The organism is Propionibacterium acidifaciens DSM 21887 (assembly GCF_000426605.1).
In the GTDB taxonomy this organism is placed as follows: domain Bacteria; phylum Actinomycetota; class Actinomycetes; order Propionibacteriales; family Propionibacteriaceae; genus Propionibacterium; species Propionibacterium acidifaciens.
This window is the reverse complement of sequence record NZ_AUFR01000005.1, coordinates 109,003-126,289: the sequence shown is the minus strand read 5'-3', so window position 1 is coordinate 126,289 and position 17,287 is coordinate 109,003. Positions and strand designations below refer to the sequence as shown.

Sequence of the window (17,287 nt, the reverse complement as noted above, 5' to 3'; positions counted from 1 at the left end):
GCTCAGAGCTCGTGCATCGCGCGGAAGATGGCCTCGGACTGCAGGCGGACGACCACCTGCTGCTCCTCGCCGACGGCCCGCAGATCGCTCTGGAGCGACTCGATCGGATGGGCCCGCTCGTCGAACTCGCACTGGGCGATCATCGTGAAGTACTCGCCCATGATCGTCTGCGAGATGTTGCACAGGTTGACGCCGAGCTCCGCCAGCCGCGTGCTCACGGCGGCCACGATGCCCGTGTGGTCGAGGCCCGTCACGGTGAGGATCGCAATCATGGGCCAACCCTATCGACGCGCGGCGCCCGGGTTCCGCCACGGCCGGGCCCGCGCGTCCCGGTCCGCTCGTCCGGGCCGTCGCGTCGGCGGCGACGGCCCCGGGGCGGCGGGCGGCTCCGCCGAGCGTGAACGGCCCGACCGTGCGGTTCCCGGCGTCGGCGCACGGTGGGATGATCGACCGACGCGGGTCCCACCCGCCTGCCGGCCCCTCGACGGGCCCGGCGGACGACGGGCCCCGCCGACAGCACGATCCCGACAAGGAGGGTCCCCATCCGATGAACATCCCGTCCGTTCTCCGCAGGCCCGACGCCGCGTCCGGCCCCGGCCCGGGCCCGCGCGTCGTCATCATCGGCGGGGGCTTCGGCGGCACCAACGCCGCCCGCGTGCTCGGCAGGGCCGGCGCCCGCGTCGTCATCGTCGACAAGAACCCCTACACCTGCTTCCAGCCGCTGCTCTACCAGGTGGCCACCGGCGGCCTCAATCCCGGTGACGTCACCTACCGGCTGCGCTCCTTCGCCGCGCGGACGCCGAACTGCCGGTTCCGGCGCGCCCGGGTCACCGGTGTCGACCTGGGGGCCCGTCGCGTCGAGTGCGACAACGGCGGCCCGATCGACTACGACTACCTCATCCTCGCCCAGGGCGTCGGCGCGAACTTCTTCGGCACCCCCGGGGCACAGGAGCACTCGTACACCATCTACACCCGCACCGATTCGGTGCGCACCCGCGACGTCATCCTGTCGAACCTCGAGGCCCTCGACACCGACCGGGGGAGGAACTTCGACGTCGTCGTCGTCGGCGGCGGCCCCACCGGTGTCGAGATGGCCGGCACCCTCGCCGAGATGAAGTCCATCGGCATCCCGGCGATCTTCCCCGATGTGTCGGTCGACCGCGTCCATGTCACCCTCGTCGAGATGGCCGAGCACCTGCTCATGCCGTTCGACGCCAGGCTGCGCCACTACACCCGCCGGCAGCTGCACAGGCGCGGCGTCGACGTGCGCACCACCACGGCGATCGCCGAGGTCCGCGAGGGCTCCGTCCTGCTCAGGGACGGCTCCACGCTGCCCGCCGACATGGTCATCTGGGCCGCCGGCGTCGGCGCCCACGAGGACGTCATGGACTGGGGCCTGGAGCTCGGCCGCGGGGGCCGCATCCTCGTCGGCCCCGACCTGCGGGCCAAGGGCCAGGACCGGGTCTTCGCCGTCGGCGACGGCGCCCTCATCGAGGGCAACCCGCTGCCGCAGCTCGCCCAGCCCGCCATGCAGGAGGGCGTCTGGGCCGCCGAGCAGATCCTCGACCTCGAGGCGGGGCGGCGCACGAGGAGCTTCTCGTACCGCGACAAGGGCACGATGGCGACCATCGGGCGCAACGCGGCCGTCGTCCAGATGGCCCGCTTCCACGGCCTGAGGATCGACGTCACCGGCTTCGTCGCCTGGCTCGCCTGGGTCGGCCTCCACCTGTACTTCCTGCTGGGCGGGCGCAACCGCCTTCAGTCGATGATCAACCTCGCCGCCCGCTACCTGACCTTCAGCCGGCAGGCCTCGGGCATCATCGGCGACATCGTCGACGAGGGCGGGGACCCGGGAGGGGCCGGCCCGGCCGCCGAGGGCTGAACCGGGGGCCCGGACGGGCCCTGGGTACACTTGATCCCCAGGCGCCCGGCGGGCCGGGCGCGCCCCGGTCGCCGGAAGGGGGGAGCCAGCATGACGACTGGTCCCGATCCACGGCCGCGCGTCCCGCTTCGGCCCTCCGACTACGGCTACGACGAGCAGCGCTTCGGTGCCCCCCACGGCCCCGCAGGACGGGGCGCCGCGGACCGCTACGGGACCCGGCCCCGCGACGACGAGGCCGACTGGCCCACGAGCCCGTCGATCCCGGTGGTTCCCGAGGCGACGAGGCCGCCGAGCAGGCGCCTCACCGCGATCATCTCGCTCCTCTTCGGCGTCTTCGGCGCGGCCCCCGCCTCCGGGGCGGCCCACCGGGCCCGCGAGGCCGGCCTGCCGTCCGGCCGCTACTGGACCGCCTTCCTGCTCGGCTGGCTCGTCCACCTGCTCGTCCTGGCCTCCGTGCTCGGCCTGGTCATCGCGGGCGGCCGCTCGGGCTCCTCGTCGGGGAGGGCGTCCGCCCCGGCGAGCAGCGCCCCCGCCTCGACGGCCCCGTCCCCGAGCCCGAGCGCCTCGCCGTCCCAGGCCGCCTTCCCCGACGGCGCCACCCGGTGCAGCGACACGGTGGCCGTCAACGCGTCCACCTCCTGCCAGTTCGCGCTGAACGTCGAGACCGCCTTCCGGTCGGCCGGAGCCACGAGCGGCACCGTCCAGGTCACGGCGACCAGCCCTGTGACGAACCGCGACTACACGATGTCCTGCGTCGTGGCCGCTGGCTCGGTCATCAGCTGCACCGGCGGCAACAACGCCGTCGTCTACCTGCGCTGATCATGGTCGTGGCGGACCGGGTCGCCGCGCCGTCACGCTAGGCTGAGCCCGTGGTTCTTCGCCCGGACGACCAGCTGACCCCACGACGCGACAACGACCGACCGCGGGACGAGTGCGGCGTCTTCGGCGTCTTCGCGCCGGGTGAGGACGTCGCGAGGCTCACCTACTACGGCCTGTTCGCCCTCCAGCACCGCGGCCAGGAGTCGGCGGGCATCGCGGTCTCCGACGGCTCGCGGATCATGGTCTTCAAGGACATGGGCCTGGTCAGCCAGGTCTTCGACGAGGCCATCCTGAGCTCCCTGACCGGCCACGTGGCGATCGGCCACACGCGCTACTCGACGACCGGTTCGAGCGTCTGGCGGAACGCCCAGCCCACCTTCGCCTCGACGCCCCGCGGCTCGCTCGCGCTGGCCCACAACGGCAACCTCACGAACACCGACGAGCTCGAGGACCTGCTGGCCCTCAGCCGCGGCGAGGGGGCGGCCGGCGGGGTGCCGCACAAGAGGGATATGGACTCCAGCAACGACACCCACCTCGTGAGCGCGCTCATGTCCCTCGACGACGCGCCCCTCGAGGACGTCGCCGCGCGCCTGCTGCCGCGCCTGGTCGGCGCCTTCAGCCTCGTGTTCATGACCGAGAGCACGCTCTTCGCGGCGCGCGACCCCCAGGGCGTGCGGCCCCTCGTGCTCGGCCGCCTGGAGACCGGCTGGGTCGTCGCCTCCGAGACCGCCGCCCTCGACATCGTGGGCGGCACCTTCGTCCGCGAGGTCGAGCCCGGCGAGATGATCCGCATCGACGAGTCGGGCCTGCACTCGGCGCGCTTCGCCCCGGCCCGCCCCAAGGGCTGCCTGTTCGAGTACGTCTACGTGGCGCGCCCCGACACGGTCATCTCCGGGCGCCGCATCCACAACGTCCGCGTCAAGGTCGGCAAGATCCTGGCCGAGGAGTCACCGGCCGACGCCGACCTCGTCATCCCCGTCCCCGAGTCGGGCATCCCCGGGGCGATCGGCTTCGCCGCCGCCTCCGGCATCCCCTTCGGCAACGGCCTGGTGAAGAACTCCTACGTCGGGCGCACCTTCATCCAGCCGACCCAGTCCCTGCGCAACATGGGCATCCGGCTCAAGCTGAACCCGTTGCGCGACGTCATCGAGGGCCGCCGGCTGGTCGTCGTCGACGACTCGATCGTGCGGGGCAACACCCAGCGCCAGCTCGTGCGCATGCTGCGCGAGGCCGGCGCCGCGCAGGTGCACGTGCGCATCTCGTCGCCTCCGCTGGAATGGCCCTGCTTCTACGGTCTCGACTTCGCCACCCGCGCCCAGCTCATCGCGCCGGGCCTGTCGGTGGACGAGATCCGCCGCTCGATCGGGGCCGACTCCCTCGGCTACATCAGCCTCGGGGGCCTCATCCGGGCCACCCACGTGCCCAAGGAGAAGCTGTGCCGGGCCTGTTTCGACGGCGAGTACCCGATCCCGGTGCCCCACGGCGCCGCCGTCGAGATGGGTCTGCACGCCGAGGAGGCCCCCGCCGCCTGCGCCGGTCACGGCGACGCCGAATTCGACAGGGACGAGGATGAGGCATGAGTCAGTCCGCCTACGCCCGCGCGGGCGTCGACATCCATGCCGGTGACGAGGCCGTCGAGCTCATGAGGAGCCATGTCGCGCGCACCCGGCGCCCCGAGGTCCTCGGCGGCATCGGGGGCTTCGCCGGCCTGTTCGACGCCTCCGCCCTGGCCCGGTACCGCCATCCGCTGCTCGCCACGAGCACCGACGGCGTGGGCACCAAGGTGGCGCTGGCCCGGGCGCTCGACGTCCACGACACCATCGGCTGGGACCTGGTGGGCATGCTCGTCGACGACCTCGTGGTGTGCGGCGCCGAGCCCCTCTTCCTCACCGATTACATCGCCTGCGGCCATGTCGTGCCCGAACGCATCGCCGCCATCGTCAAGGGCGTCGCCGACGCCTGCGTGGCGGCCGGCTGCGCGCTGCTCGGCGGCGAGACCGCCGAGCACCCGGGGCTCATGGGCGCCGACGAGTACGACATCGCCGGCGCCACGACCGGCGTCGTCGAGGCGGACGAGCTGCTCGGCCCCGACCGGGTGCGCGACGGCGACGTCGCCCTGGCCATGGCCAGCTCGGGCCTGCACTCCAACGGCTACTCGCTCGTGCGGCGCGTCCTGCTCGAGGACGCGGGACTGGCGCTGGACCGGGAGATCCCCGAGTTCGGCCGCAGTCTGGGCCTGGAGCTCCTGGAACCCACCCATGTCTACGCCGGCGAGGTCATGACGCTGCTGCGGACCGTCACGGTGCACGCGATGAGCCACATCACCGGCGGCGGTCTGGCGAACAACCTCGTCCGCGTCGTCCCCGACGGGATGCTCGTCACCGTCGACCGCGCCACGTGGCGCCCCGGGCCTGTCTTCGAGCTCGTCCGGTCCGTCGGCCGCATCGGCGAGGAGGACATCGAGGAGACCCTCAACATGGGCGTCGGCATGGTCGCCCTCCTGCCCGCCGACCAGGTGGACGAGGCCCGGCGCGTGCTGGGCGGCCTCGGCCTGGACGCCTGGGTCTGCGGTCGCGTCGAGGCCCGCCCCGGGCCCGCGGCCGTCGAGCTGGTCGGGGGGCATCCGCGGGCCTGACCCGCCTCAACCGCTTGTCCGGACACCAACCGCCCGCCGCGTTCGAGATGGGCGGTGATTGGTGACGACCCGAACTATTGGGTAGCCTGGGGCCCACGAGAGTTGTTCATCATGCCGCGGCACAGCCGCGAGGGACTAAGCGAGGGGGTCGACCCATATGGGGCGCGGCCGGCAAAAGGCGAAGCAGACCAAGGTGGCCAGGGATCTGAAGTACCGTTCGGTCGAGACCGACTTCGCCTCGTTGGAGCGGGAGCTCCGCAGCAAGCAGCACCACGACGACGAGGATCCCGGCGAGGGGATCCCCGACAACTACGCGGATCTCGCCGCGGAGTACGAGCGGGACGTCGACTCCGACTGAGCCGTCGGGACTGCGAGATGAGCCGCTGGGCCGCCGATCCGCTGCTGGCGGGCTACGAGTCGCTGAGCTGGGCGATCCCCGGCGCGCGGCCGGCCGAGGGCGAACCCGGCGCCCCCCTCACCGGGACTCTCGTCCGGAGGAATCCGCCGCGCCACGAGCGCGCGGTGCTCTACCTGCACGGCTGGAACGACTACTTCTTCCAGACCCACCTGGCCGACTGGTTCGACGCGCAGGGCTTCGACTTCTACGCCGTCGAGCTGCGCCGCTACGGGCGCAACCTCGTCCCGGGCCTGTACGCCGGCTTCATCACGGACCTGAGCCACTACGAGTCCGAGCTGGACCACGCCGTCGCGTGCATCCGCGAGGACCATCCGGGGGTGCCCCTCACCTTTCTCGGCCATTCCGCCGGGGGACTCACCGGCGCGCTGTGGGCGTCCCGGCGCCCGGGACTGCTGGCGGGGGTCATCCTCAACTCGCCGTGGCTCGACATGCAGGGCTCGCCGGCGCTGTGGCGCGTGCTCTCGCCGGTCGCCGCGGCCATCTCCGTCGTCAACCCGCTGGCCGAGCTCGGCGCCGTCGTCGACACGGGCCTCTACCGCCGCAGCCTGCGCGCCGACGAGGACGGCGAGTGGGACTGGGATCTCGACCTCAAGTCCAACACCGGGGCCTTCGTCCACCGCTGGGGCTGGGGCAGGGCGGTCCTGGCCGGCCAGGACCGCGCCGGCGCCGGCCTGGGCATCGACACCCCGGTCCTCGTCATGACGAGCGCCCGGAGCGACTTCTCGCGCACCTGGGACGAGAGCATGCGCGGGGCTGACCTCGTGCTCGACGTCGAGCGCATCTGCGCGGCTGCGGTGCACCTGGGGCGGCTGGTGACGATCCGCCGGTTCGCCGGGGGAGTCCACGACCTCGTGCTCTCGCGCGAGCCGGTACGACGCCGGGTCTTCGACGAGATGGCCCGCTGGATCGATGCGAGGGTGCGCCCGGCCGGCCTCATCGAGGAGTACCGCGAGACGCTGCGCACCGACCGGGACGGGCGGAGGACGGGGAGCCGGGGCTGAGCCGCTGCGGTCCCCGCGGGGTGGCCAGGGGCGGGGTCGAACCGCCGACCTTACACTTTTCAGGCGTACGCTGCTACCAACTGAGCTACCTGGCCTTGATCAGGAGAAGCGACCCTGATGGGACTTGAACCCACGACCTCCGCCGTGACAGGGCGGCGCGCTGACCAACTGCGCCACAGGGCCTCGATTCACTTGTCACCCGCGCGAGCGGGCTCCACAACAATAGCGTGCTTCCGGGGGAAAGCAAAACCGCCCGTGCACCCCGCGCGACGATCGGGCGGAGCGGCCCGACGGGAGCGGTGCGCCGGGGCGGCACCGGTCGGCGCCGCCCCGGCGGGCGTATCCCCAACGGAATTCGAATCCGTGTTACCACCTTGAAAGGGTGGGGTCCTGGGCCGCTAGACGATGGGGACCCGCGACGAACATGGTAGCGGCTCGGGCGTCCGGGACGGAAGTCCGCCAACGCCCGAGCCGCTGGGGCCGCGCTCAGACGACGCGGACCATGGCGGAGATCGGGGCCATGTCGTACAGGCCCGAGATGACGATGCCGGTGTCCTCGTTCTGGGCGTTGAGCACGAGACCGTCGCCGACGTACATGCCGACGTGGCCGTCGTCGTAGTAGAACACCAGGTCACCGGGCTGCAGGTCATCGGTCGAGGAGACCGGTGCACCGGAGTTCACCTGGTCCCAGGTCGTGCGCGGGAGCGAGACGCCGGCCGCGGCGTACGCGGCCTGCATGAGCCCCGAGCAGTCGTAGCCGACAGGGCCGGTGCCGCCCCACACGTAGGGGCCGCCGAGCTTGGAGTAGGCGAAGTCGATCGCGGTCCGGGCCGCCGTGGCGCTGTCGTAGGCGACGGTCACCGGCTGCGGGGAGTTCCCGCCGCCCTCGTCGTCGGCCTCCTCCTCGTCACCGGGGGCGACCTCGGTGTCGGAGACGAAGGCGCTGTTCACCCAGCGGGAAACGCCGTCGAGGATGATCTCGGTCCAGTCGCCGTTGGTGACGCCGGTGGCCTCGATGGTGTCCCCCTGGTCCAGAATGTCGACGACCTCGTAGTCGGTGCCGGGCCCGGTGCGGACGTTGACGTCGTCGGAGACCCACTTCGTCGTCGTCGCGGGGGCCTCCTCCTGGGAGTCGTCCGCGGCCTCCTGGGGCTGCGCGGTCTGCTCGCTCTCGGGGGTCCGGGCCGGCTCCTCGGCCGGGGCCTGCGCGGTCTGCTCGGTCTCGGGGGTCTGGGCCGGCTCCTCGGCCGGGGCCTGCGCGGTCTGCTCGGCCTCGGGGGCGGGCTCGGTCTCGGGGGTCCGGGCCGGCTCCTCGGCGTTCTCGGTGGAGGTCGTGCTGGCGACGAGCGCGATGGTCGCGGGATCGGAGACGTAGCGCGAGTAGTTCGCCGCCACCCAGGCGTCCTGGCCGTTGAAGCTCACGGGCACCCAGCCGGCGAACGGGGCGCCGGTCACGGCGACCTCGTCGCCCGGGTAGAGCATGCCGATCGAGGTGAAGGCGGTGCTCGTGCCGGTGCGCACCCACAGGTAGTCCTGCGAGACGGCGCTGGTGATCGTGGCGGTCGAGTCGTCGCCGGCGTCCGACAGGAGGGTCGTGGCGACCCAGCCCGCCCTGCCGTAGTAGTTGACCGGCGTCCAGTCGCCGCTCGGGTCGCCGGTGATCGAGACGGTGGTGCCCTGGGTCAGAGTGCCCATGATCCAGCTCGTCGGGTCGGCGTCGGAGCGGACGTAGGCGTCGGCGGTCGTTGTGGCGGTGCCGACGGCGGTGCCGCTCGTGATGACGGTCGTGCTCGACACGTACTGGGCCTGGACCCAGGCGTTCGTGCCGTTGTAGATGATCGGCAGCCAGCCGTCCTGCTCGGCGCCGCGCTGGGTGACGGTGTCGCCGGCGGAGAGCACTGCCACGACCTCGCCGTTCGTGTCCGGGGAGGTGCGCACGTTCACGTCGGTCGTCGCGGACAGGTCTGAGTAGTCGGCCTGCGCCTGCGGGCTCAGGACGAGCCCGGCGGTGGCCAGACTGGCAGCCACCAGCGACGAGGTCACGGCGATGCGCGCCGTTTTCGCGAAGGGGTTGTTCACTGCTGGTCCTTCCCGCGGCCTTCCCGAGCCGCATGATGTTCGATGGTCCGTGCCCCGGGGCGTGGCGTCTTCCCCGGCGACGCGTGCCGCCACGCCGGAGCCCCAGGGCTGGAAGGAACTTAGGCGGGCCCCGTCCCGGCCCACAAGACGGCTGAAGCACCGGTTGAGACTTCCGGGCCGGCCGGCCCCCGGGCGGGCGCGGCGTACCGTCTGGGTTTCACGAGGCCCGTGGAGCCGCCACTGGCTAGGTGATCCAGGGTGCCGGCAGGGGCCAGTGGGGCGGCTGCGGGCAGGCCGGGGGAGCACGGGGCCGCCGCCGACGCACAGGCTCAAGCCGAGGTTGAGGTTGAGTCTTCGCGCCCGTTCCGCGGCCCGTCCCCGACCCGTCGCCGGGCGCGGTGCCGACGGGGTCCGAGCGGCTAAGATGGTGCCGCCTCCATAGCTCAGCTGGCAGAGCAAGGGACTTTTAATCCTTGGGTCCGGGGTTCGAGCCCCCGTGGGGGCACCGATCGGACGAAGCCGGAGGGGCCTGGCGTCCGGATCCCGAACGCGGATCTTGGACAGGGTGTCACATCGCGCGATAAACTGAAGCGGCTGCGGTCTGTTCCAAGGCGGGCACCCCCGAGGTTCTCGTCCCGTGGCTGCAGCTGCGGGACACCTGGAGACGCAGGACCCCGGGCCCCGACGGTGCTGCGCGCATCGCTCGGACCGTCGCGGGCTCACGTTTCAGGTTTCCCGCGGGAGCTGTGTGATTGCTCGGGCCCGTCCCATAACGGGCTCTGAGCCTGAGGACATCACACGGTCCGCGCACCCCAGCACAGTGCTTGCACGAGTCGGGGCCGGACGGCGGCCGCCGTCCGGCCGACGATCCGGTGAAGGCGAACGAAAGAGCCATATGACAGGCAGGGCAGAGAGGACGAGGCACCCCCGGCGTGCCATCGTCGGCACTGCCGTCTGCGCGCTCCTGCTGGCGGCCTTCGGCACCGTCTTCGGTGTGCACCGCCACAACACCGAGCTGCGGAACGACTGCGCGGCGGCGGTGAGCTCGGCCGACCAGGCCGTCGACGACTACGTGAGCGCGGTCACCGCCACCGAGCCGGTCCTGCGCAGCGCCGACGACACGTCCGGCTACAAGGACAGCGAGGGCGCCTCCGCGCTCGTCGACGCGGTCGCCGGCGCCGATCGTCAGGTGCGCATGGACCTCACCTGCACCGACCGGGGCCAGCTCGAGGCCCTCAGAAACGCCACGGCCGAGCTGGGCACGAAGAGGGACGCCCTGGTCACCGACACCCTCCATCTCACGGTGTCGATCTCGTCGTACAACAATGCGAAGGCGGCGGACGAGCTCTCGGCCGTGATCCAGGCCGCCCAGAGCGTCTACGACGGCTCTGCCGGGCAGCTGCCCGACGACGGGGTGCGCAGTGAGCTGCGGACCGAGATCGACGAGGCCACCGCCCTGCTCGACGCGGCTGCCGACGCCCGCGAGCAGGCCGCCGGCAGCAATGATCCGGCGCCCGTCGACGAGTCGACGAAGGCGATGGGGGCCAAGAGGATCGAGCTGAGCACCAAGAAGGACGACACGGCCAAGGCCGCCGGCATCGCCTCGGAGCAGGCCGCCGAGCAGCAGGCGCAGACCCAGGAGTCCAAGCCCGATCAGCCCACCGGCGGCACGCCCGCACCCGAGGAGAACAACCCCGGGAACCCCACCGGCGGCTCCGGGGGCTCCAACTCCGGCGGGGCCGCCGACAACGGTGGGGGCGGCTCGAAGCTGGACAATCCGGGCTCGGGCGGCGGACCCACCACCTCGGACGGCTCCGGCTCCCACGGCTCGCACCATGAGTCCGACGACGACGATGATGACGACGACGACGAGGAGGACTCCCACCGGAACTGGCCGTACGGCGGTGGGAACTGCGGTTGGGTCTGGGTCAACCAGCCCTACTACGACTGGTGGGGCTGGCACCCCGGCTACTGGTCCTGGCGCTGCTGGTGAGCCGTGCCCCCGGGCCCCGTCCGGGGTGCGGACGGCGGGCCGGGGACCGGTGCCCCGCGGCATGATGGGGTGCCGTGGCCACCGGTGACGATCACGAGGACCTCCACGGCGACGGCGGGCCCGGCACGGCGCTGCGGCGGGTCGTGGCGGTCGTCGCGCTCCTCAACCTGCTGGGGATGATCGGCGAGATCATCATGGCGGTCCTGGCCGGTTCGGTCGCGCTGTTCGCCGATGCGGCCGACTTCTGCGAGGACTTCCTCATCAACGGGCTCGTCGTCGCGGCGCTGGGCTGGTCCGTGCGAGGGCGTCGCCGGGCGAGCGTCTGGCTCGCCGGTCTCATCCTCATCCCCGCCGTCGCGGCCCTCACGACGGCCGCGTGGAAGCTCGTCTCGGGCGAGCCCCCCGAGCCCTTTCGACTGTCGCTCACGGCCGGTGCCGCGCTCGCCCTCAACCTGCTCTGCGCGCTGCTGCTCGTCGCCCGGCGCACCGAGGGCGGATCCCTCGTGCGCGGCGCCTGGCTCGCGGCGCGCAACGACGTGCTGGCCGATGCGCTCATCCTCGTCGCGGGCCTGGTGACGGCGGCCCGACCCTCGATCTGGCCCGACGTCGTCATCGGCGTCGCCGCGGGCGCGATCAACCTGCGCGCCGCCGGCGAGGTCTACGAGCAGGCCCGGGCCGAGACTCCCCGACCCGGGGACGACTGATCCGCTGCCGCTCCCGCCCGCGCCCCCCGGGGGCGCGGGCGGTGGATGCTCTGCTCGGGGAAGCGTACGCGGCCGGGGCCGGCGGGGTCCGCTGCTCGGCGGGGTCGCCGGCCGGGGCCGATCCTGCCGGGACGGCTCATCGGCCTCGACCGCCGGTGCCGTGCGCGGGGACGCCACGGCTCGGCACGCGCCGGCGCGGGGCCCGCCGCGTCGCGATCGAGGAGCCCGGGCTGGCCCATCAAGCGATCCAGGGCGTCGGGCCCGGCAGGCCGTAGTGGGCGCAGACAGCGGCCTCGTCCTCGGGCAGGACGCGGTGTCCCGTCTCGAGGCGCGGCGAGCTCATCACGAGGGAGCGGGGGTAGGGCACGTCGATGCGCTCGTAGCCGATCTCGGCGGCGGCCAGCGGAATGAGGTGGCGGCGCCCGCTCAGCACGCCGTCGCGCACGCTCACGAAGGCCAGGGAGTCGGTGCGGGCGTCGCGCAGGATCCGCAGGGCGTGGCCGAGGAGCCTGCCGGTGGAGTCCATGACCCGCGCGCCGACCAGGGCGTGCTCGGGGGCCGGCCCGTCGGCCCGGTGCTGCTGCTCAGACATGCGCGCCCCCGGGGCGCCGGTGGCGCTCGAAGCGCGACCACCAGTCGTCGTGCCCGGCCGGCAGGCAGCCCCCGTCGTCGCGCTCGACCATGGCGCGCAGCGCCCGCTTCGTCCCGATCAGCTCGTCCGGCAGCCCGCGGGTCGCGTCGGGGCCCGCGTCGGGGGCGTGCGGATCGGTCTCCAGGAGGGCCTTCCCGAGGCGCCAGGCCCTCAGCCGGGTGCGGATCATCTCGCGGTGGACGCCCTGCACCTCGCAGGGGGCCTTCCCGACCGCCTCGGCGGCCCGGATCCGGCCGTAGTCGCGGTTGATGGACAGCAGGCCCGGATCGATCGTCATGGCGTCGTGGACGAGGATCTCCGGCTCGATGACGGTGGCGCCCGCCGCCCGGGCGTAGGCGATCTCGTCGCGCTCGGACTCGTCCGCGCGGATCGACTCGACGCGGAACAGGATCGACAGGACGCCGCCCCTGCCGGCGCCCGGGTTCGGGGCCGCGCCGGGCGGGGACGAGATGATCGCACAGGGCCTCGTGACGCCGAGGTTCTTGATCGCCGCCTCGACCGGGACGTTCTCGCGGATGCCGCCGTCGACGTACCACTCGCCGTTCATCTCGACCGGCTCGAAGACGCCCGGGACCGAGCAGGACGCCGGCGTGCCCATCGCCACGTCGAACCCCGGACCGTCCAGGGGCCGATCGTCGCGGTCGACGATCCGGCCGTCCTCGCGCATGGAGCGCGGCTCTCCGCTGTCGAGGCCGACGAAGGCGCAGCGGGGGGCGACGCCGGAGGAGCCCACCGGCTCCGAGTGGAAGAAGTCGCGGCTCAGCAGGCGCTCCAGCAGGGGCCCGGGGCGGTACAGCGAGCGGTTGCTCTCCAGGCCGCGGAACGCGGCGGTCGGGTCCGAGCCGATGCGCCCGAAGCGGGGCAGCCCGACCATGAGCTGGTGGACGAGGTCGGCGTTGAACTCCAGCGGCTCGACGGGGGCCTCGGCCATGGCGAGCGCCGGGGTGCGCTCCTGCGGGGCCGGGCGCTCGTCTCCGGCGGCCGGGGCGTCCTCGTCCTCGGCGTCGTCGGTGCGACAGGAGGCCCGGCGCCGGGTGTGGGACCGGCGGGTGCGCTCGACCGTGCGCTCCTCGGCCTCGCGCAGGGTCTCGAGGACGTGCTGGTGGGCGAGCGGGCGCGAGAACCACGAGCGCTCGGTGAACATGTCGGCGTTCGTCCGCATCGACGGCCACAGGTCCTCGACGCGGCGCAGCGCGGCCTCCTGCTCGGCCGGATCCTCGAACTGGGCGAGCAGCGCGCCGAGGATCGAACCGGACGAGGCGGCCGTGATGACCGCCGGTGCGATGCGCTCTCGCTCGTACGGATGGCGCAGCGCGCCGGTCTGGAAGCTCGCCCTGGCCCCTCCGCCCGCCATGACCAGGCCCTGGACCTCCTCCGGGTCCTCCCGGGAGTGCCCGCGGCCGAGGAGGGGCCGCAGACCGGACCATGCTGGACGTGGCATGCGGACAGCCTAACCGGCACCGTCGCGGGGCCCGGCCCGACGGGCCGCGCGGGGCGCAGGGCCGGGGCCGGCATGGGGCGCCCGTGCGCAGGGCCCGCCCGGCGCGCGGCCGGGGGAGCGCCGATCCGCAATGCCTGCGCATCAGACGTCCTCCCTTGTGGACGGGGAAGAACCCGAGGGCAGTGAGGACTTGCTTGGGTGCACGGGCGGATTCGGCCGATCATACTGGAGCCATGCCGAACGGACCGCGTTACTCTCCGCCCGTCGATCTGAGCCGTTACGCCTGGCTCTCCATCGCCGCTGCGGCGGTGACCATCGTGCTCAAGGGCGGGGCCGCTGCGCTCACCGGTTCGGTCTCGCTGCTGTCCGACGCCCTCGAGTCGGTCGTCAACCTGGTGGCTGCCGTCCTCGCCCTCGTCATGCTGAAGATCTCGATCCGACCGCCGGACGACAACCACCGCTTCGGGCATTCCAAGGCGGAGTACTTCTCGGCCGCCGTCGAGGGCGCCATGGTGCTGGTCGCCGCGATCCTCATCATCTGGGAGGCGGTCGGGCGGCTGGTCCACCCGCGGATGCCCGAGCAGCTCGGCATCGGCCTGGCCATCAGCGCCGTCGCCGCCCTGGTCAACGGCGCCGTCGGCCTGCTGCTCATCCGCCGCGGTGCGCAGATGCGCTCGGCGACCCTGTCCGCCGACGGGAGGCACCTCATGACCGACGTCGTCACCTCGGTGGCCGTGCTCGCGGGGGTGGGTCTCGTCGCGCTCACCGGCCAGCCCCTTCTCGACCCGATCGTCGCGATCGTCGCCGGCGCGAACATCGTGCGCATCGGCATCGGGCTGGTGCGCAGCTCGGTCGACGGTCTCATGGACATCGCCCTGCCCGCCGAGCTCGAGGCCCGTCTCATGGGCGTGCTCGAGACCCACCGCGGCGAGGAGGTCGACTTCCACGCGGTGCGCACCCGCGAGAGTGGGAACCGGCGCTTCATGGAGTTCCACCTGCTCGTGCCCGACGAGTGGAGCGTCAAGGCCGGTCACGACCTCGCCGAGGACATCGTCGATGAGCTGCGCGAGATCGAGCCGGACCTGCGCGTCACCGTGCACACGGAGCCGCTGCACGACGCGCGGTCCTACGAGGACATCGAGATCTGAGGGGCCGTACGCTGGTGGGCATGGCGACGACGAGGGGTGGGCGGACGATTCCCGTTCCGGGCTGGGACGACTACTTCCTGGGCATCGCCGAGGCCGTCTCGGCGCGCGCCAAGTGCACGCGCCGGCGGGTCGGCGCCGTGCTCGTGGGCCCCGACCACCGGATCATCGCCACCGGCTACAACGGCGCCGCGCCCGGGCGCCCCGACTGCCTCGAGGGCGCGTGCCCGCGCGGGCGTCTCGGATACGACGAGGTGCCCGGTCTGGGCGACTACGACCGGCCCGGGGCGCCCGGCTTCTGCATCGCCATCCATGCCGAGGTCAACGCGCTGCTGTTCAGCACGCGCGACACGAAGGGCGCCACGGCCTACGTCACCGACCAGCCGTGCCCGGGTTGCCGCAAGGCGCTCGCCGCGGCCGGCATCGTGCGGGCCGTGTGGCCCACCGGCTCGATGGATGAGGACGGGCTCGTCGACTTCGGCTGAGGCGCCGCCGCCCGGTCGCGGGGAGGGGCCGGCCGTCTGCCGCACGGCCGTGGACCTCCTCCGCGCCCGTGCGGCCGCGAGGCGCGGTCGGGGCCTCCCGCTCCGGCGGCCCCTCCACGAGCGGGTCCCCTCTCACGAGGTCGTCTCCGCGTGGAGGTCGTCCGCGGGACCCGGGCGGTTCGGGCGACCGGCGGAGGGGCGGATCAGCCGTCCTGGTCCTGCCCGGCGTCCGCGTCGTCGGAGGAGTCGTTCTCGTCCGTCCCGGACGGGCGCACGGCGGAGATGCCGTAGTACTTGTACAGGTCGGCCTCCTCGTCGGAGTCGAGGTGGCGGTCGGGGTCGACGGTCGGGGCGTTCTTGACGGTGGCCTCGGCGTAGGGCACCTGGATCTGGCCGTCGTCCACCTCGGCCCGGAACAGCGGCACGAAGTTCTCCTTCGTCCCGAACAGGCCGGTCTTGACGGTCACCCAGGTGGGCCGGCCGGTCCGGTCGTCCAGGTAGACCTGCCCGACGCCGCCGATCCTCCTCCCATCGCGGTCGACGACGTCCGAGTTGTACAGGTCGTCGTAGTTGTCGTCCGTCATGAGCCTCCTTTCCGCCGAGGCGGTCTGCGCCAGTGACCCGCTCACGCTATGCCACCGCGGGCGCCGATGTCATGCCGGATGCGTCCTCGGGGACCCGTATCAGTGATTCCTCCGGGTACCGGGCCGTCACGGGCGCCCTCAGTGGCGGCGCAGCCAGTCCTCGTTGTCGTCCGGCGGCACCTCGCGGGGCGGCCTGGCGCGGCGGACGCCGTAGCCGACGATGATCCACAGCAGGGGGCCGACCGCGGGGATGAAGATCACCACGAACAGCCACAGCCACTTGGGCATGAACGGCACGTCCTCGTCCCGGCTCTGGGCCAGGTCGACGATCGCGTAGATGGTCAGCGCCAGCAGGACCAGCGCCGGCAGGAGTCGTGCCATGGCTCCAGTCTACGGCCGTGCCGCCGCGGCGGCACGGCCGCCGGACGGGGCGCCGGGGCGGCGGGATCGCGTGGCAGGATCGGGCGGTGGGCGTCCCCGCCGCGACGGCGGGCCCGGCGGCGCCCCGATCGACGAGGGGACCCAATGGCCAGCGCTGCAGAATGGATCGAGGGGGCGCGCATGCGCACCCTGCCCACCGCGATCTCACCGGTCCTGGCCGGGACGGCGATCGGCTGGTGGCAGGGGCGGGCGCCCCTCCTCGTCGTCGGCCTGTGCCTGGTCGTCGCGCTCGGGCTGGTCATCGGCGTCAACTTCGCCAACGACTACTCGGACGGCGTCCGCGGCACCGACGACCACCGCGTCGGACCGCAGCGCCTCGTCGGCTCAGGGGCCGCCGCCCCCGGCCGGGTGCGCGCCGCCGCCTTCTGCTGCTTCGGCGTCTCGGGGCTGGCGGGCCTGGCCGCCGTCGCCGCCACAGGGCACTGGTGGCTGCTGGCCGTCGGCGTCGCCTGCGTCCTCGCCGCCTGGTTCTACACCGGCGGCCGGCACCCCTACGGCTACTTGGGCCTGGGGGAGGTCTTCGTCCTCATCTTCTTCGGTCTCGTCGCCACGGCCGGGACCGATTACCTGCTCTGCGGGCGCGTGAGCGCCGCCGGCTGGGTCGCGGCGGTGGCCATGGGCCTGACCGCGGACGGGGTGCTCGTGACGAACAACCTGCGCGACATCGCCAGCGACACCGCCGCCGGGAAGCGCACCCTCGAGACGCGCCTGGGCGACCGGGCCAGTCGCCTGCTCTACGCGGGGCTGGTCGTCGCCGTCGCCGTCTGCTGCGTCCTCGTCGCCGCGCTGAGCACGTGGTGGGCACTGCTGGGCCTGCTCGGGGTGGCGCTGCTCGTGCCGGCGGCCCGCACGATCCTGGGCGGAGCCGTCGGGCTGCGCCTCGTGTCCACCCTGCGCTCGACGAGCATGGGCGAGCTCGTCCTCTCGCTCGGCCTGCTGGCCGGCGTGGCCGTCGCGCGGCTGACGGCCTGAACGGCGCTGCCCCGCCGCGTTCCCGTACCGCCGCGC

17 protein-coding genes and 4 tRNA genes are annotated in these 17,287 nt (G+C 73.0%); 12 read left to right on the top strand and 9 right to left on the bottom strand.

Going from position 1 to position 17,287, the window contains the following annotated elements:
• Nucleotides 1-2 precede the first annotated feature (2 nt).
• Entirely contained in the window at nt 3-272 is a 270-nt protein-coding gene (locus K336_RS0102815; RefSeq protein WP_028706227.1) for an ACT domain-containing protein, read from the bottom strand.
• Nucleotides 273-547: 275 nt separating this feature from the next.
• Between K336_RS0102815 and K336_RS13920 the strand changes: the two genes are divergently transcribed.
• The 6 genes from K336_RS13920 to K336_RS13905 all read left to right on the top strand — a co-directional run bounded on the left by K336_RS13920 (nt 548) and on the right by K336_RS13905 (nt 6,755).
• The gene (locus K336_RS13920; protein ID WP_051245340.1) at nt 548-1,882 is read left to right on the top strand and encodes an NAD(P)/FAD-dependent oxidoreductase; all 1,335 of its coding nucleotides are present in this window, start codon (nt 548-550) and stop codon (nt 1,880-1,882) included.
• Between the two features lie 90 nt (nt 1,883-1,972).
• Nucleotides 1,973-2,701: a hypothetical protein gene (locus K336_RS16755; RefSeq protein ID WP_051245339.1), complete on the top strand. Its 729-nt coding sequence runs from the start codon at nt 1,973-1,975 to the stop codon at nt 2,699-2,701.
• A gap of 50 nt (nt 2,702-2,751) precedes the next feature.
• The gene (gene purF, locus K336_RS13910) at nt 2,752-4,281 is read left to right on the top strand and encodes an amidophosphoribosyltransferase (RefSeq protein ID WP_021797286.1); all 1,530 of its coding nucleotides are present in this window, start codon (nt 2,752-2,754) and stop codon (nt 4,279-4,281) included.
• Complete coding sequence (gene purM, locus K336_RS0102795) at nt 4,278-5,336, top strand: phosphoribosylformylglycinamidine cyclo-ligase (RefSeq protein ID WP_021797292.1); 1,059 nt, start codon at nt 4,278-4,280, stop codon at nt 5,334-5,336. Before purF ends, purM begins: the two co-directional genes overlap by 4 nt.
• Nucleotides 5,337-5,493: 157 nt before the next feature.
• Complete coding sequence (locus K336_RS0102790) at nt 5,494-5,694, top strand: DUF3073 domain-containing protein (RefSeq protein ID WP_028706226.1); 201 nt, start codon at nt 5,494-5,496, stop codon at nt 5,692-5,694.
• Between the two features lie 17 nt (nt 5,695-5,711).
• Nucleotides 5,712-6,755, top strand: coding sequence for an alpha/beta hydrolase (locus K336_RS13905; protein WP_021797295.1), 1,044 nt, complete (start codon nt 5,712-5,714; stop codon nt 6,753-6,755).
• 21 nt (nt 6,756-6,776) lie between these two features.
• Here the strand turns inward: K336_RS13905 and K336_RS0102780 are convergent.
• The 4 genes from K336_RS0102780 to K336_RS18930 all read right to left on the bottom strand — a co-directional run bounded on the left by K336_RS0102780 (nt 6,777) and on the right by K336_RS18930 (nt 8,834).
• Nucleotides 6,777-6,850: transfer RNA gene (locus tag K336_RS0102780), tRNA-Phe, on the bottom strand.
• Between the two features lie 14 nt (nt 6,851-6,864).
• Nucleotides 6,865-6,938: transfer RNA gene (locus K336_RS0102775), tRNA-Asp, on the bottom strand.
• Nucleotides 6,939-7,095: 157 nt separating this feature from the next.
• Nucleotides 7,096-7,168 (bottom strand) — tRNA-Glu (locus tag K336_RS18370).
• Nucleotides 7,169-7,241: 73 nt separating this feature from the next.
• Entirely contained in the window at nt 7,242-8,834 is a 1,593-nt protein-coding gene (locus tag K336_RS18930; RefSeq protein WP_028706225.1) for an SH3 domain-containing protein, read from the bottom strand.
• 432 nt (nt 8,835-9,266) lie between these two features.
• Between K336_RS18930 and K336_RS0102765 the strand changes: the two genes are divergently transcribed.
• The 3 genes from K336_RS0102765 to K336_RS13900 all read left to right on the top strand — a co-directional run bounded on the left by K336_RS0102765 (nt 9,267) and on the right by K336_RS13900 (nt 11,531).
• A tRNA-Lys gene (locus K336_RS0102765) sits at nt 9,267-9,339 on the top strand.
• Nucleotides 9,340-9,729: 390 nt separating this feature from the next.
• Nucleotides 9,730-10,827, top strand: coding sequence for a hypothetical protein (locus tag K336_RS0102760; protein WP_028706224.1), 1,098 nt, complete (start codon nt 9,730-9,732; stop codon nt 10,825-10,827).
• A 74-nt stretch (nt 10,828-10,901) separates the two neighbouring features.
• Entirely contained in the window at nt 10,902-11,531 is a 630-nt protein-coding gene (locus K336_RS13900; RefSeq protein WP_233418698.1) for a cation transporter, read from the top strand.
• A 238-nt stretch (nt 11,532-11,769) separates the two neighbouring features.
• On the opposite strand, the gene K336_RS0102750 is transcribed toward K336_RS13900, so the two are convergent.
• Entirely contained in the window at nt 11,770-12,123 is a 354-nt protein-coding gene (locus tag K336_RS0102750) for a hypothetical protein (protein ID WP_021797290.1), read from the bottom strand.
• Nucleotides 12,116-13,624 carry a patatin-like phospholipase family protein gene (locus K336_RS16750; protein ID WP_155944962.1) on the bottom strand — a complete coding sequence of 503 codons (1,509 nt, stop codon included), beginning with the start codon at nt 13,622-13,624 and terminating at the stop codon, nt 12,116-12,118. The genes K336_RS0102750 and K336_RS16750 overlap by 8 nt, the downstream gene beginning before the upstream one ends.
• 233 nt (nt 13,625-13,857) lie before the next feature.
• Between K336_RS16750 and K336_RS0102740 the strand changes: the two genes are divergently transcribed.
• Nucleotides 13,858-14,772, top strand: a complete 915-nt coding sequence (locus K336_RS0102740; RefSeq protein ID WP_028706223.1) for a cation diffusion facilitator family transporter — start codon at nt 13,858-13,860, stop codon at nt 14,770-14,772.
• 20 nt (nt 14,773-14,792) lie between these two features.
• Nucleotides 14,793-15,254, top strand: coding sequence for a deoxycytidylate deaminase (locus tag K336_RS0102735; protein WP_028706222.1), 462 nt, complete (start codon nt 14,793-14,795; stop codon nt 15,252-15,254).
• 203 nt (nt 15,255-15,457) lie between these two features.
• On the opposite strand, the gene K336_RS0102730 is transcribed toward K336_RS0102735, so the two are convergent.
• Nucleotides 15,458-15,838, bottom strand: a complete 381-nt coding sequence (locus K336_RS0102730) for a PRC-barrel domain-containing protein (RefSeq protein ID WP_021797496.1) — start codon at nt 15,836-15,838, stop codon at nt 15,458-15,460.
• A 138-nt stretch (nt 15,839-15,976) separates the two neighbouring features.
• A complete protein-coding gene (locus K336_RS0102725) occupies nt 15,977-16,219 on the bottom strand; it encodes a PLD nuclease N-terminal domain-containing protein (RefSeq protein WP_021797495.1) in 243 nt (80 codons plus the stop codon).
• 144 nt (nt 16,220-16,363) lie between these two features.
• On the opposite strand from K336_RS0102725, the gene K336_RS0102720 reads away from it, so the two are divergent.
• Entirely contained in the window at nt 16,364-17,251 is an 888-nt protein-coding gene (locus tag K336_RS0102720; RefSeq protein ID WP_021797500.1) for a 1,4-dihydroxy-2-naphthoate polyprenyltransferase, read from the top strand.
• Nucleotides 17,252-17,287 lie beyond the last annotated feature (36 nt).